12 protein-coding genes are annotated in these 14,950 nt (G+C 70.1%); 3 read left to right on the top strand and 9 right to left on the bottom strand.

The window, feature by feature from the left end; translation table 11 throughout:
• Window positions 1-202 precede the first annotated feature (202 nt).
• The 7 genes from VXC91_RS34465 to VXC91_RS34435 all read right to left on the bottom strand — a co-directional run bounded on the left by VXC91_RS34465 (window position 203) and on the right by VXC91_RS34435 (window position 7,909).
• On the bottom strand, window positions 203-403 hold the full coding sequence (locus tag VXC91_RS34465; RefSeq protein ID WP_329511296.1) for a hypothetical protein: 201 nt from the start codon (window positions 401-403) through the stop codon (window positions 203-205).
• 742 nt (window positions 404-1,145) lie between these two features.
• On the bottom strand, window positions 1,146-3,104 hold the full coding sequence (locus tag VXC91_RS34460; protein WP_329511295.1) for a helix-turn-helix domain-containing protein: 1,959 nt from the start codon (window positions 3,102-3,104) through the stop codon (window positions 1,146-1,148).
• Between the two features lie 77 nt (window positions 3,105-3,181).
• The gene (locus VXC91_RS34455) at window positions 3,182-4,213 is read right to left on the bottom strand and encodes a branched-chain amino acid ABC transporter permease (RefSeq protein ID WP_329511294.1); all 1,032 of its coding nucleotides are present in this window, start codon (window positions 4,211-4,213) and stop codon (window positions 3,182-3,184) included.
• Window positions 4,210-5,076 carry a branched-chain amino acid ABC transporter permease gene (locus VXC91_RS34450; RefSeq protein WP_329511293.1) on the bottom strand — a complete coding sequence of 289 codons (867 nt, stop codon included), beginning with the start codon at window positions 5,074-5,076 and terminating at the stop codon, window positions 4,210-4,212. Before VXC91_RS34450 ends, VXC91_RS34455 begins: the two co-directional genes overlap by 4 nt.
• 94 nt (window positions 5,077-5,170) lie before the next feature.
• On the bottom strand, window positions 5,171-6,418 hold the full coding sequence (locus VXC91_RS34445; protein WP_329511292.1) for an ABC transporter substrate-binding protein: 1,248 nt from the start codon (window positions 6,416-6,418) through the stop codon (window positions 5,171-5,173).
• A gap of 47 nt (window positions 6,419-6,465) precedes the next feature.
• Window positions 6,466-7,158, bottom strand: coding sequence for an ABC transporter ATP-binding protein (locus tag VXC91_RS34440; protein ID WP_329511291.1), 693 nt, complete (start codon window positions 7,156-7,158; stop codon window positions 6,466-6,468).
• Complete coding sequence (locus VXC91_RS34435; RefSeq protein ID WP_329511290.1) at window positions 7,151-7,909, bottom strand: ABC transporter ATP-binding protein; 759 nt, start codon at window positions 7,907-7,909, stop codon at window positions 7,151-7,153. Before VXC91_RS34435 ends, VXC91_RS34440 begins: the two co-directional genes overlap by 8 nt.
• Before the next feature lie 240 nt (window positions 7,910-8,149).
• On the opposite strand from VXC91_RS34435, the gene VXC91_RS34430 reads away from it, so the two are divergent.
• From VXC91_RS34430 to VXC91_RS34420, 3 genes are all read left to right on the top strand, one after another.
• Entirely contained in the window at window positions 8,150-9,757 is a 1,608-nt protein-coding gene (locus VXC91_RS34430) for a long-chain fatty acid--CoA ligase (protein ID WP_329511289.1), read from the top strand.
• Window positions 9,758-9,833: 76 nt separating this feature from the next.
• Window positions 9,834-11,207 (top strand): tannase/feruloyl esterase family alpha/beta hydrolase, encoded by a 1,374-nt coding sequence (locus VXC91_RS34425; RefSeq protein ID WP_329511288.1) that lies wholly within the window; start codon window positions 9,834-9,836, stop codon window positions 11,205-11,207.
• A 237-nt stretch (window positions 11,208-11,444) separates the two neighbouring features.
• Window positions 11,445-12,926 carry an extracellular catalytic domain type 1 short-chain-length polyhydroxyalkanoate depolymerase gene (locus tag VXC91_RS34420; protein ID WP_408057544.1) on the top strand — a complete coding sequence of 494 codons (1,482 nt, stop codon included), beginning with the start codon at window positions 11,445-11,447 and terminating at the stop codon, window positions 12,924-12,926.
• Window positions 12,927-12,938: 12 nt separating this feature from the next.
• Here VXC91_RS34420 and VXC91_RS34415 read toward each other — a convergent pair whose 3' ends face one another.
• Together VXC91_RS34415 and VXC91_RS34410 are read right to left on the bottom strand one after the other, a co-directional pair.
• A complete protein-coding gene (locus VXC91_RS34415) occupies window positions 12,939-13,352 on the bottom strand; it encodes an SDR family oxidoreductase (RefSeq protein ID WP_329511286.1) in 414 nt (137 codons plus the stop codon).
• A gap of 61 nt (window positions 13,353-13,413) precedes the next feature.
• Complete coding sequence (locus VXC91_RS34410; protein WP_329511285.1) at window positions 13,414-14,598, bottom strand: lipid-transfer protein; 1,185 nt, start codon at window positions 14,596-14,598, stop codon at window positions 13,414-13,416.
• Window positions 14,599-14,950 lie beyond the last annotated feature (352 nt).

The following is a 14,950-nucleotide window of genomic DNA, read 5'->3' as shown; positions in this document are numbered from 1 at the left end:
GGTACACGGCCCGCACCTGTGATGACCAGCGAAAACGAATGACTTGGTGATTCTTGGGCGGGACTTGGCCCGGGAATGGCCCGGATCTTGGAGTAGTGCGGTAGTCGATCGCCCGTCCGCCATCCTGCTGGGCAAGGACCCGCGCCGGCCTCCTCCGGTCTGCCCGCCGCCCCATCCTCGTGACTGGTGCTGGCGACTCGGATCACGCCACCGAGTCGATTCGCCCAGCACATGCGTCCCGGATTTTTTCGGGGTCGCTCTTCAGGGCCTTGTCCGCATCCGGGTCTCCCTTGATCGCCTTCTCGACCCCCTCGCGCAGGGCATCGGTCACCTCGGGAGGCAGGAACGGCGTGCCCAAGAAGGTGTAGCCCGTATCCACGTTGGTTTGGAGGTCAAGCTCCACCGCGTCCCAGCTTCTTCGTGCTGATCGCGGGCTTCCTCGGTCGCCTCTTTCGCCGAGCGGATTCTCTCCAGGTCGCGCTCAAGTGTCCGGACGTTCTTGGACAGCCGTGTGGATACCTTCCGCAATCGCGTCCATGATTTGTGGCCGCTTGCGATCATGGCGGCCCCCAGGGTGACGGCAACGGGCACAAGCAGAGCCGGGCGGCTGGTGAAAACCAACACGTAGACGGGCAGTCCCGCGAAATAGATGCCGGTGGCGTTCCCCACCGTCCGACTGGCCACCGCCCGCCAGACACGGGCGCTCAGCCGATCCAGCAGATGCAGGCGGGGACAGCCAACGGCACCGGTCCCAGGCCTCGTTGGCTTGAAAGTTGTTGCTGAATATTGCCGAAAAGCAATGCAACCTTTGAGCGCCGTAAAGACGTTGCGCACGATCGGCAGGCCCCGCAATCACAGGTCGGATCAACGTCTCCGCGGGATCGGCGTGCACCGGGGCATGGACTCCGAGCAGGCCGCCGCGCGCCTGACCGTCCCCGTGCTGTACGTGGCCGCCGAGCTGGACTCGAGCTTCGCGGAGGATGCGAAGACCCAGTGCAAGAAGTGCGGCACGTCACCGGACGCGCAGCTGAACATCGTCGACGGGAACGCGCACGGCACCGACATGTTCGGAGCCGACCCCCCAGGCGTGCGAGGACATCAAGGCGTCCATGGCCGAGTACAAGCGACGCGGGGCGGTCGCCCGCTCAGTGCGCCGACAGCACGCTGTGCACCTTCAGCGCGAGGTGGACCTGCAGCGCGTGGTCGCCATGGCGCCACTGCGGCCCCAGCAGGGCGGTGACCCGGTCGATGCGCTGGTAGAGCGTGTTGACGTGGACGAACAGGCCGGCGGCGGTGCGGGTGAGGCTCGCATCGCAGTCGAAGTAGGCCAGGAGGGTGCGGACCAGTTCGCCGCTGCGGCGCTCATCGTAGTCGAGGACGGGGCCGATGACGCAGCGGACGAACCGTTGCAGCTCGTCGCGGCCGGCCTGGCTGAACAGCAGCCCGTAGATGCCCAGTTCGTCGAGGGAGGCGCCCTCTCCGTCGCGGTCGAGGGCGAGCAGGACGCCGAGGCACTGCGCCGCGTCCCGGTGGGCCGCGACGAGGGCGTCGACACCGGGGGCGGCCGACGTGCTGCCGACCGTGACCGGGCCGCCCACGGTGCGTGACAGGTGGTCGGCGAGTGAGCAGGCGGTCCGCGCCGGGGCATCGTCCCCGGGGAGCAGCACGATGACGTCGCCGCGGTACTCGCCGGCAAGGCCCTTGGCGTGGGCGGCGAACGCGGTGGCCGCGTCGGCGATGGCCCGGCGGTGCCCGCCCCCGCGACAGCGGGCCGCGAGGACGGTGTGCGGCCGACCGAGGTCCAGGCCCATCAGGGCGGCGCGGCGCCGCAGCCCTTCGAGGTCCCGGTGCGGGGCGCCGAGCAGGTCCTCCAGTATCTCGCCGCGCAGGCGGTGCTCGGCCTCGGCGACGCTGCGCTCGCTGAGCAGCATCAGCGCCGTGACCAGCGCCGCGCGTTCCAGGGAGCGTACATCGGCGGCGTCGAGCCGGGCGCGCACCAGGGCCAGGGAGCCGAGGACCTCGGTTCCCGCCGTGATCGGTGTGGCGCAGGCCGAGGCCGCCGCACCCGTCCCGGGGATGCGACGGGTGCGACGGGACTCGGCGCTCAGCACGCAGGCTTCGTGCACGGCACGGGCCGCCGGGGACCCTTCCGGCAGGACGCCGCCCGCTTGTGCCTGCTCCACCACGGGATCCGTGCCCACGCCGGCCATGACGCGCCCGTCGGGGGCCAGGACGAGAATGCTGCCGCCGAGGACGGCGGCGAGGTTCTGGGCGACGTCGGCCATGCCACCGCCGTGCAGCACGATGCTCGTCAGCCGTTCGTGCAGGGACGCGGCCTGCTCCACGGAGGCGCTGTGGGCCTGGATGACGGCGTTGGCCTCGGTGAGGTCGTCGACGGCCCGCTGGACCTCCTGGAAGAGTGTGGCGTTCTCGATCGCGATGGCGGCGTGGTTGGCCAGCGACACCAGCAGGGCCACCTCGTGCTCGGGGAACGGCCGGGCGCTGCGGTTGGCCGCGAACAGCACGCCGATGACCTTTTTCCCGAGCTTGAGCGGCACTCCCTGGATGGCGATGAGCCCCTCGCCGCGCACGACGTCGTCGACGGTGTGCGCGAACCGCGGATCGTTCAGGTAGTCGGGGGTGTTGTAAGGCACCGCGGTCTTGGCCACCAGGCCGCCGAGCCCCGCCCCCATCGCCAGCCGGCAGTGTTTGAAGGCGTCGGTGCGGATTCCGTCGGTGACTCGGACGTAGGTATCACCGCGCCGAGCGTCGTTCAGCATCAGGTAGGCCGTGTCGGTGCCGAGCAGTCCGCGAGCACGGCGCACGATCGCCTGGAGCACCGCCTCAAGGTCACGCAGTGAAGAAAGGTCGCCCGCGGTCTCGTACAGCGCGGCCAGCTCGTCCTCGCGGCGGCGGCGCTCCTCCAGCTGGGCTCTGACGTGCAGCGCGTCCTCGACCAGCGGACCCAGACAGGGCAGCTCGTCGGCAGAGCAGCCGTCCAGGAGCGCCTGGTACGCCTCGGGCGCGGCGCCCTCGCGCAGCAGGCGCAGCAACCGGTGGGCGGTCTGTGCGCCCGTATTCGTGGGCGACAGGTCGTTGGTCATGTTCCCCCTCCGGCGGCTCGGGCGGGCACCTGATGTGTCTGTGCTGGACCGCTACCCGCAAGGGCACGGTGCGCCGCCTACGATGGCACGCGCTGCGCGGTGTCGTCGTGGTCGTGTTCGAGGTGCGGTTCGGGTTCCGCGGTTCCCGGCGCGGCGCGGTAGCGCAGCAGGTGGGCCAGTGTGCCCCACACCCCCCGCCGGAAGACGAGGACGGTGACGACGAAGACACTGCCGGTGACCAGCCCGGTTTCCTCGAAACCGGCCGTGGACAGCCAGTCCTCCAGGCGTACGACGGCAGCAGCGCCGATGAGGCTGCCCCACAGGGTGCCGATGCCGCCCAGGACGGTCATGACCACTACCTTGCCCGAGGTCGTCCAGTAGACCTCCTGGAGCGAGGCGAAGCCGTGGTTGACGGCGTACAGGCCGCCGGCGAGGCCGGACAGGAACGCGGAGGCGACGAAGACCACTAGTTTGTACCGGTCGACGGGGTAGCCCAGCGCCCGCACCCGGTCGGGGTTCTCCCGTACGCCGGCGACCACGCGCCCGAACGGCGAGCGCACGATCCGCCAGGCCGTAACGAGGCCGAGCAACACCACGGGCAGCATGGCGTAGTAGAAGACGAACGAGTCCGACAGGTCGACCCCGGGCAGCTCCCGCGGGATGCCCTGCAGGCCGTTTTCGCCGCCGGTGACGTCTCCCCACTGGTTGGCGATGAAGTACACCATCTGCGCGAACGCCAGCGTGACCATGGCGAAGTAGATCCCGCTGCGACGGACTGCGAGGTAGCCGATGGGCGCGGCGAGCAACGCGGCCGCCGCGGCGCCGCCCAGGACGGCGACGTAGAACGGCAGCCCGCTGTGGATCGCTATCAGCCCGGTGGCGTAGGCCGAGGTGCCCCAGAACGCGGCGTGGCCGAACGACAGCAGCCCCGCGTGCCCGAGCAGCAGGTCGAAGGCGACGGCGAACAGCCCCCAGCACAGGATGTCGGCGGCGACCGGCGGATACAGCACCCAGGGCAGACCGAACGCGGCGAGCAGTCCCGCGGCGAGCAGGCCCCATCGCACTCCGGCGGGGTACCGGCGCAGCGCGCCGGCCAGGGCGAGGATCATGCGTGTTCCTCCTTGCCGAACAGTCCCGCGGGCCGGATCAGCAGTACGACCGCCATCAGCAGGAAGACGGAGGTCTGGGACAGGACGGGGATGTACAGGTTGCCGAGTGCCTGGAGCATGCCGATGACGAATCCGGCCAGCACCGAGCCGAACACGGAGCCGAGGCCGCCGATGACGACTACCGCGAACACGGTGATGATCAGGTCGCCGCCCATCGCGGCGTTGACCGCCCGCATGGGGGCCGCGAGCACCCCAGCCAGGGCGGCCAGGCCGACCCCGAAGCCGAAGACGGGGGTCACCCAGCGCCCGGTGTCGATGCCGAACGCCCGGGTAAGTTCGGGGCGTTCGGTGGCGGCGCGCACGATGGTGCCGATGCGGGTGCGGGTCAGCAGCAGCCACACCGTCAGGCACACGACCACGGAAACGGCGAGCACGAAGACCTGGTAGCGCGGGAAGTCGAACAGGCCGAGGTCGACGGAGCCGGCGAACGGCAGGTGGTCGTACGGCTGGGAGTGCGAGCCGTATTTCATGCGCAGCAGGTCCTGGCAGACCAGGGCGATGCCGAAGGTGAGCAGGAAGTTGTACAGCGGGTCCAGGGCCGCGAGGCGGCGGATGAGCAGCCGCTCCAGCACGGTCCCCACGACCGCGAGGGCCAGGGGTACGAGCAGCAGCGCCCACCAGAAACCGAGGCCCGCGCTGTCGGCGAGGACGACCGCGCCGAACGCGCCGAGCATGTAGACGGCGCCATGGGCGAAGTTCACCACGCGCAGCATGCCGAAGATGACGGCGAGGCCGAGTGCGAGCAGGGCGTAGAAGCTGCCGCTGACCAGCCCGTTGAAGGTCTGTTGCAGGAACGAGGTCATGGGTGGTCCTGTCGTCCGGCGGTCATGAGGGGGATCCCTTGTGCCTGGCGGCGGACCGCCCGCACCGTCGCGGGCGGTCCGCCTGTCCGGGTGGTCAGCTCATGTGACAGTCCGGCGACGGCTGGCCGAACGCCTCGGCTGCGGGGATGGTGTCGACGAGCTCGGTGTAGTCGCCGTCCTCTTCGGCCTTGGCCGGGTCCTTGACCTTGACCAGGTAGGCGTCGTGGACGAGCCTGTGGTCCTCGGCACGCAGGGTGCCGCCCCGGGCGAAGAAATCGTCGATCTTCATGCCGTCCAGCTTCTTGGAGACCTCTTCGGCCTTGTCGGTGCCGGCCTTCTGCACGGCCTCCAGATAGTGGGTGGCCGCCGAGTAGTCGGCCGCCTGGTCGAACGTCGGCCGCTTGCCGGTGCGCTCCTTGTACCGGTCGGCCCAGGCGCGCGCCTCGTCGTCGAGGTTCCAGAACCAGGCGGTGGTGAACGTCGTCCCGGCCAGCTTGTCCGCGCCGACCGCGTTGATGTCGCTGTCGAACAGCAGGCCGACGGCGAGTTCGATCCCCTTGTCCCGGAGCTTGAACTGCTCGTACTGCTTGACCACGTTGGCCAGGTCGCCGCCCGCCTGAAGGGCGCCCAGCACGTCCGGCTTCGGCTTCAGGCCGGGCGCCTTGAGCAGGAACGTCGAGTAGTTGTCGCTGGGGAAGGGCGTGGGGTCCTTGGCCACGACCTTGCCTCCCGCTCCTTCGACGGCGGTGGTGAACTTGGCCTGCATGTCCTGCCCGAAGGCGTAGTCCGGGTAGATCATGTACCAGCTCTTGCCGCCCTGTTCCGTGACCTTGGCGCCGGTGCCGTGCGCGAGCATGTAGGCGTCGTAGGCCCATTCGTAGGTGTAGGGGTTGCAGCTCTTGCCGGCGAGCTCGGTGGTGGCTGCAGCCGTGTTGAAGTACAGGCGCTTGGACTGTTGGGCGATCGTCGCCACCGCGAGCGCGGCGGAGGAGGTGGGGACGTCGAAGAGGGCGTCGGCCTTCTTGCGGTCGTACATCTCCCGCGCCTGGGTGTTGGCGACCTCCGGCTTGTTCTGGTGGTCAGCCTTGATGACCTCGATGTTCTTCGTGACCGCCTTGTCACCGTACTTCTTCTTGAAGTCGTCCGCGGCCATCTGCACGGCCTCGACCGAGCCCGGCCCGGCGATATCGGCGTAGATGCCGGACAGGTCGGTGAGCACGCCGAGGACGATCTGGTCGTCGCTGATCTTGCCCCCGCCGGAGCTGGGGCCGCCGCCCCCGCAGCCTGCGAGCAGCGCCCCCGCTGCGGCCAGGGCCACGCCCGTCGACAATCTGCGCTTCATGTGTGGTTCCTCCTGATCGATGCGTCCGGTGAGCGGGTGACGGGGTGTCACAGGCCGAGGTGAGCGAGGAGTTCGCCCTCGCGCTCGCGTACGTCGGTGTTGTCGAGGGACTCGACGACGCGGCCCTGGCCGAGCAGGTAGTGACGGTCGGCGACCGTGGTGGCGAAGCGAAGGTTCTGCTCCACGAGGAGCACGGCCACTCCCTGTTCCTTGGCCTCACGCAGGATGTCCCCGATGCGCTGGACGATGACCGGGGCGAGCCCCTCGGTCGGCTCGTCGCACAGGAGCAGCCGGGCCCCGGCGCGCAGCACCCGGGCGAGGGCGAGCATCTGCTGCTCCCCGCCGGAGAGCTTGGCGCCGGGGAAACGGCGGCGGGCCGCCAGCGCGGGGAAGGTGTTGTAGATGCGTTCCAGCGGCCAGGGGGAGACGCCCTTGACCGGCGGCAGGGTGAGGTTCTCCTCCACCGACAGGGACGCGTAGACGCCCCGGTCGTCGGGGACCAGACCGAGGCCGAGGCGGGCCCTTCGGTGCGGGGGAGCGGCGGTGACGTCGCGGCCGGCGAACCGCACCCGGCCCGTCATCGAACGGTGCAGCCCCATCGCACAGTTCAGCAGCGTGGTCTTGCCTGCGCCGTTGCGTCCGACGAGGGTAACCACCTCGCCCTCGCCGACCCGCAGGGACACGTCGTGCAGGACCTTCGCCTCGCCGTAGCGGGCGCTGACGCCCTCGATCTCAAGCAACGTCGGCTCCCAAATACGCCTCGATGACCTGCGGATCGGCCTTGACTTGGTCGTACGGGCCCTCGGCGAGCACCTCGCCGCGTTGCAGCACGGTGACGGTGTCGGCGAGAGAGCCGACGACGTTCATGTTGTGCTCGACCATGACCACGGTGCGGCCCTCGCGGATGCGGGTGATCAAGGCCGTGGTGCGGTCGACGTCCTCCAGGCCCATTCCGGCCGTCGGCTCGTCCAGCAGGAGCAGCTTGGGGTCCAGCGCAAGCGCGATCGCCAGCTCCAGGGCCCGTTTCTGCCCGTACGGCAGACTTCCGGCGGGCCGTTCGGTCAGCGCGGCCAGGCCGACCTCGTCGAGGAGTTCGGCGGCACGGGCGGAGAAGCGGCGTATCAGCTTGTCGCTGCGCCAGAAGCGGCGGCCCAGGCCGGTGGCGGACTGCAGCGCCAGTTCCACGTGCTCGCGGGCCGTCATCTGCGGGAACAGGCTGGTGACCTGGAAGGAGCGGGCCACACCCAGGCGTGCGATGCGCTCGGGCGGCTGCCCGGTGACATCGCGCCCGGCGAAGGTGATGCGCCCGCCGGACGGTTTCAGGAAGCCGGTGAGCAGGTTGAACAGGGTGGTCTTGCCGGCCCCGTTGGGACCGACCAGGGCGTGCACGGTGCCCTCGGCGACGCTCAGGTCCACCTCGCTGACGGCCCGGAAGCCCTGGAACTGTTTGGACAGGCCGTGCGTGACCAGGATGGCGCGCGATTGTCTCATGACGACCTCGGCTGCGCGGGGATATGTCGGCGGATGCCGATGTGACGCAGACGTTAAATTCGGCCACCCCGGGCGGCTACGGAGACAATCTCCACTCCACACCCTCGGCGAGTGTGGGAACTTTCCGGCCCCGCGCCTCCCGGTGCCGCGACGGGGTGGGGATCCGCTCCACTCCTTGGGCCCTCGGACCGTGGGAACCATCCGTGGCCGGGCCGCTGCCCCGCGATGACGATGTGCGCCATGGCGATGATGGAGACCCCGCTGAACACGTGGCTGCTCTTCGGCCACGCCCCGCGTTACTTTCCCGACACCGAGGTGATCACGCGGTTCCCCGACGGCCGCGTGCACCGCTACACCTACACCGACTTCGGCCGCCGGGCGCAGCAGTTGATGCACGCCTTGGACGCGCTCGGCCTGGGGTCGGGAGCGCGGGTGGCGACCCTGGCCTGGAACAGCCATCGGCACCTGGAGGCGTACTGGGCCGTGCCGTGCACCGGGCGGGTCCTGCACACACTGAACCTGCGGCTGTCGCCGGAGGACCTGGCGTACATCATCGGGCACGCCGAGGACCGGGCGATCCTGGTCGATCCGGATCTGCTGCCGCTGCTGGAGAAGGTGCACGCGCGCGGCGGCCTTGCGGGCGTCAGGCACCTGATCGTCCTCGGCGACACCGTCCCGCAGACCACGCTGCCGGACGTCATCGCCTACGAGGAGCTGATCGCCGGCCGGCCGACCGCGTACGCACCCCGGGGCATCGACGAGAACGCGCCGCTCGGTCTGTGCTACACCTCCGGCACCACCGGCCGCCCCAAGGGCGTCGTCTACACCCACCGCTCGACGGTGCTGCACGCCATCGCCGCCTCCTCCCAGGCCGCGATGCGGATCGGCCCCGGCGAGTGCGTTCTGCCGGTGGTGCCGATGTTCCACGCCAACGCCTGGGGCGTGCCCTACACCGCGACCCCGTACGGCGCCAAGCAGGTCTTCTCCAGCGGCCCGCTGGACCCTGCCGCCCTGGTCGAGCTGATGGCTGCCGAGCGGGTCACCATCGCCGCTGGCGTGCCCACCATCTGGATGTCGGTCGCGGACGCGATGGCCGCCCGGGGCGGGCTGCCCGAGCTCAAGCACCTGCTGTGCGGCGGCGCCCGTCCACCCCGCGCGCTGATCGAACGCTACCGACGCGACTTCGGCATCCCGCTGATCCAGGTGTGGGGCATGACCGAGACCTCGCCCCTGGCGTCCCTGGCCTGGCCCAAAGAGAAGATGCGCGACTGGGACGAGCAGCGCGTCACCGACGCCGTGTGCACCCGCGCCGGACTGCCGCTGCCCGGCGTGCAGATGGAGATCCGCGACGAGGACGGCAACCCCGTGCCGTGGGACGGGGAGTCGATGGGCGACCTGCTGGTGCGCGGCCCCTGGATCGCCGGCTCCTACCTCGACGGGGACGGCGCCGACGCGTTCACCGAGGACGGCTGGTTCCGCACCGGCGACATCGCCGTCGGCTCCCCGCACGGCTACATGGTCATCGCCGACCGCGCCAAGGACCTCATCAAGTCCGGCGGAGAGTGGATCTCCTCGGTGGACATGGAGTCCGCCGTCATGGCCCTGCCCGAGGTCGCCGAGGCGGCGGTCATCGCCGTCCCCGACGAGAAGTGGCAGGAACGCCCGCTGATCTGCGTCGCCGCCCGCCCGGGGAGCACGGTCACCCTCGACCGCGTACGCGACCACCTCGAACGCAGCGGCTTCGCACGCTGGCAACTGCCCGACCGGATCGAGGTCATGGACGCCATTCCACGCACCGGAGTCGGCAAGTTCGACAAGAAGTCGCTGCGCAGCCGCTTCGACTCCTGACCGGCCGCACGGCCCCCAGCACGCGCCGCACACCATCAGTCCGCACCCGCACCCTCGGATACCGGAGGTCCAAGCCATGCGCCCGAGACGACGAATCACCCTCCTGTCCGCCGCGCTCCTGGCGGCCACGGCGGTCGGCACCGGCGTCCCTGCCGGGGCAGCCCCCAACGCCGACAACCCATGTCCCGCGCGGCACCGGATCGCGGTCCCTGGGGCAGAGCTGCAGCAGGTCTCCTGCCACGACGACCTGACGACCAGCGCCCTGGCCGGCACCCAGTACACCGACACGGCCGACCAGGCCGGCCTGACCGCGCGGGGCACGCACAACCCCTCCGACGTGCCCGGCACGCAGATCGACGGCTACTTCCCCGACACCTCGCGCCTGAACACCACGCACGGCTGGAACCACGACGCCCAGTTCGTCATCCGGCTGCCCGAACACTGGAACGGCAAGCTCGTCGTCACCGGCGCTCCCGGCGTGCGCAAGCAGTACTCGATGGACACCCTTGTCTCCGACTGGGTGCTGGCCCAGGGCTACGCGTACGCCTCCACTGATAAGGGCAACAGCAGCCAGAACTTCTACACCGATGGCAGGCGCCCCGGCGACGCCCAGGCCGAGTGGCACCGCCGCACCACCCAGCTCACCCGTGCCGCCAAGGCCGTGGTCGCCCAGCGTTACGGTCACGCCCCACGCCGTACCTACATGACCGGCATCTCCAACAGCGGCTATCTCACCCGCTGGCAGCTCGAGCACCATCCCGAGCTCTACGACGGCGGCGTCGACTGGGAGGGCATCCTGTGGCGTCCCGAGGGGCCGAACCTGTTCACCTTCCTGCCGACCGCGGTCGCCCGGCAGCTGGGACAGGCCGACGACGAGGACATGTACACGGCCGGGTTCACCCGCGGCTCCGAGTTCCTGTGGCCGTACCACGAAAAGGCCTACTGGGGCCTGAGCCAGAAGGTCTACCGCGCCGAGTTCGACCCGTCGTACGACCCCGACTGCCCTGGCGCCTCGGCCGGTTCGACGCTCGAGGAGATCCTCGCGCCCTGCGCCTCCGACGCGTCGTACGACTACGGCGCCCGGCCCCGCGCCGTTCACGACGCCGTTGAGCGGATCTCCCTCACCGGCCGCATCGGAAAGCCCATGATCACCCTGCACGGTGGCATGGACACGCTGCTGCCCATCGGCGTCCAGTCCGACGTGTACTCCGACATGATCGCCGACCAGGGTCGCGCCGGCCTGCACCGCTACTACACCGTCGAGGGCGGCACCCACGTCGACAGCCTGTACGACACCTACCCGGACCGGCTGCGGCCGATCCTGCCCTGCTACCACGCCGCCTTCACCGCGATGACGGCCTGGGTGGAACGCCACGAGATGCCCCCGGCGAGCGGCATCGTGCCCCGGCCCGACTCGGGCGGCCTCGTCAACTCCTGTTCGCTGAGCTGAAGCCGGCACGCACCGGCCCCGGCCCCGGCATCGCGTCCACCGCCGGGGTCGTTGTTGTGCCACAACGGTGACGGTCCACAGCCCGTGCCCGCGCGGGGTGGAGCACACCGCCATTACCAGCCGGACGGGTCCGCCCGTAACTTCTCCGTAACTCAGGGGCAGCGCATCGGTGTTCAGCGCCAGGCCACCGAGGCGCCCCCGTCTCCCATCCCCGATCGCGACCACGGAGGCGGCACCATGCATCCATGCACCCCACACGCTCCAGTGCTCAGCACCGCCCGCAGACCGCACTCTTGCCGCGCCTTCGCAGCGGCGCTCGTCCTCTCCCTCATCGCCCTTATTCTCGGCTTCACCTCCGCTCCAGCCCGGGCCGCCAGCCTGCAGGAGGTGATCGGCTTCGGCTCCAACCCGGGCAATCTGCAGATGTTCCGCTACGTTCCCGACGCACTGCCGACCGGGCGCCCGCTCGTCGTCGCGCTGCACGGCTGCACGCAGTCCGCGGCGGCGTACGACAACGAGACCGGCTGGACGAAGTGGGCCGAGGCCTGGGGCTTCGCCCTGGTGCTGCCGCAGCAGAAGTCCGCCAACAACGCCAACTCCTGCTTCAACTGGTTCCAGTCCTCGGACTTCTCCCGGGGGCAGGGTGAGGCGCTGTCCATCAAGCAGATGGTCGACAAGACGGCCGCCGACCACGGTACGGACCTCTCGCGGGTCTACGTCACCGGTCTGTCCGCCGGCGGCGCGATGACGTCCGCGATGGCGGCCTCCTACCCGGACGTCTTCAGCGGGGCGGCGGTGGTCGCGGGCATCCCGTTCGACTGCGCCCGGTCGGTGCTCGCCGGCCTGAGCTGCATGGACCCCGGTTCCAACCTCAGCCCGCAGCAGTGGGGCGACAAGGTGCGCGCCGCCTACCCTTCGTACGCGGGCCCGTATCCGACGATGTCGGTCTGGCACGGCTCCGCCGACGGCACGGTCAAGCCCATGAACATGACCGAGATCGTCGAGCAGTGGACCAATGTGCACGGCACCGACACGGTCGCGGACACCAGTGACACCGTTCAGGGCTATCCGCACAAGGTGTACCACGACGGCTCCGGCCGGGCTGTGGTCGAGTCGTACTCCATCACCGGCATGGACCACGGCCAGCCGGTCGACCCGGGCAGCGGGCCCGCACAGTGCGGTGTCGCAAGCCAGTACTTCCCGGACATGAACATCTGCGCCTCGTACCGGATCGGCCAGTTCTGGGGCCTCGCCGCCCCCGAGGGCGGCGGCAGCCTGCCCGCGCCGTCCGGGCTCACCGTCACCGGCACCACCGACACCTCGGTCTCGCTGTCCTGGAACGCGGTCGCCGATGCCACCTCCTACCGCGTCTACCGCGGCGGCACCCAGGTCGGCACCCCGGCCTCGCCCTCCTTCACCGACACCGGCCTCGCGCCCGGCACGACGTACAGCTACTCCGTCGCCGCCGTGGACGCTTCCGGGGCGGTCGGCGCGTCCTCCTCCACGGTGCAGGCGGCCACGACCGGCGCGACCCACCGGTGCTACACCGACAACAACTACAACCAGGTGGCCGCCGGCCGGGCCCACCAGAGTCTTGGGTACGTCTACGCCAACGGCTCCAACCAGTACATGGGCCTGTACAACCTGTACGAGACCCATACGCTGGAGGAGACCGGCCCCGGATACTTCGTGCTCAGCGACTCCGGCTGCCCTGCCTGAGCCGGACGGTCGTCAGCCGGTGAACCCGCCACCGCAGACGACCACCTGGCCGGAGATGTAGTCGGACTCCGGAGTGCACAGCAGGTAGACGGCGCCCGCCGCCTCCTCGACGGTGCCCGCGCGGCCGAGCGGGATGGACCCCTCGGCCGCCGCGAAGTACTCGTCGCTGATGCCTACTTTGATGGCGCGGCCCTGCACCTCGATGGCTGCGCCGCCCTCCGCCGCGGCGGCCTCGGTCAGCCGGGTGCGGATCAGGCCGAAGGCGACCGCGTTGACGTTGACGGCGTAACGGCCCCACTCCTTGGCGAGCGTGCGGGTCAGCCCGACGACGCGCGCCCCTTCGCCGGCGAGCTTTACGGCGATCGCGCGCCCGATGCCCCGTCCGGCGCCGGAGACGATGGCGGTCCTGCCCTCGAGGTTGCCCACGGCGGATTCCCCTTTCCACAAGGACGTTCGCAAGGAGGCGTGCTCGGACTTCGAAGGCCGGTCAGAAGGCCCGTTCGTAGAGGGTGACCACGCAGGCGCCCCCCAGGCCGATGTTGTGCTGCAGCGCGAGGTCCACATCCTCGACCTGGCGCACCCCCGCCTGCCCGCGCAACTGCCACACCAGCTCGGCGCACTGGGCAAGGCCGGTCGCGCCGAGTGGATGCCCCTTCGACAGCAGCCCGCCGGAGGGGTTGGTCACCACCCGGCCGCCGTAGGTGTTGTCACCGTCCATGACGAACTTCTCCGCCGTGCCCTCCGCGGTCAGCCCCACGGCCTCGTAGGAGATCAGCTCGTTCGCGGTGAAGCAGTCGTGCAGCTCGGCGACGCGGATGTCCTCGGGACCGACGCCTGCGGACTCGTACACGGCGCGGGCGGCGGCCCGGGTCATGTCGTAGCCGACCAGCTTCATCATGTCCCGGTCCTCGAAGCTGCTCGTGGTGTCGGTGGTGAGCGCCTGCGCCCGGATCCGCGCCGTGCGCAGCCCGTGCCGCTTCGCGAAGCGAAAGCTGCAGACGACGGCGGCCGCGGCGCCGCAGGTCGGAGGGCAGCACTGCAGGCGGGTGAGCGGACCGTGGATGTGCGGTGAGGCGAGCACCTCCGCCACGGTGACCGGCGTGCGGAAGACCGCGTGCGGATTGTGCGCCGCGTGGCGCCGCGACTTGACCGAGATCCGCGCGAACGTCTCTGCAGCAGTGCCGTACCGGCGGGCGTACTCGGCACCCGCGCCGCCGAAGAACTCCGCCGCCCACGGGGCCTGTTCGTCACGACCCTGAACCGCGGACATCGTGTCGAAGGACCGCGCCAGCGGGTTGGTCCGATCGCCCCACACGATCGGCAGCGCACCCTTGTTCATCTGCTCGAAGCCCAGCGCGAGCACGCACTCGGCGACCCCGCTCTCCACCGCCTGCCGCGCCAGCCACAGCGCCGAGGAGCCTGTGGAACAGTTGTTGTTGACGTTGACGATCGGAATGCCGGTCTGCCCCAACCCATACAGGGCGGCCTGCCCGCTGGTGGAGTCACCGTAGACGTATCCGGCGTACGCCTGCTCGACCAGGCGGTAGTCGATCCCGGCATTGGCGAGCGCGGCGCGCGCGGCCTGCTCTCCCATCACGTCGTACGGATCACCCGCGCCCGGCTTGGTGAACGGAACCATGCCGACCCCCGCGATGTGCGCCCGCTCCTGCATCGGTCTCCTCCCAGTGCGTCGGCCCAGCCCTCGTGCCGTATGCGGTGGTCCTACGCTAGGCACCGGAAAGGTGCGGGGACATGTGCATCTGCTGGGGGCTTGGCGTCCTGGAGTGGAGGGGATCTCCATGCCGACGTCCCTGCAAGGCCGTACCAGTGCCGTCGCCGAGCTCTGTGATCCGGCGTGCCTGGGCGGCGCCGGCCGGGCTGATACTCAGACGTTATTTTGGGACCAGCTGGGATACCAGTGGGAGATATCGGGAGCATGGGCGCATCTCGACTTACCGCTTAGCCGTGCGCTGCGAAGGGCGCCTGGCCGGCATCTTGCCTGGTCAGACGCCCTTTTTCTGCGC

Origin of the sequence: Streptomyces chiangmaiensis (assembly GCF_036281785.1) — a bacterium.
Lineage (GTDB): Bacteria > Actinomycetota > Actinomycetes > Streptomycetales > Streptomycetaceae > Streptomyces > Streptomyces chiangmaiensis.
The sequence above is the reverse complement of the archived record's forward strand: the minus strand, read 5'-3'. Positions and strand labels throughout refer to the sequence as shown.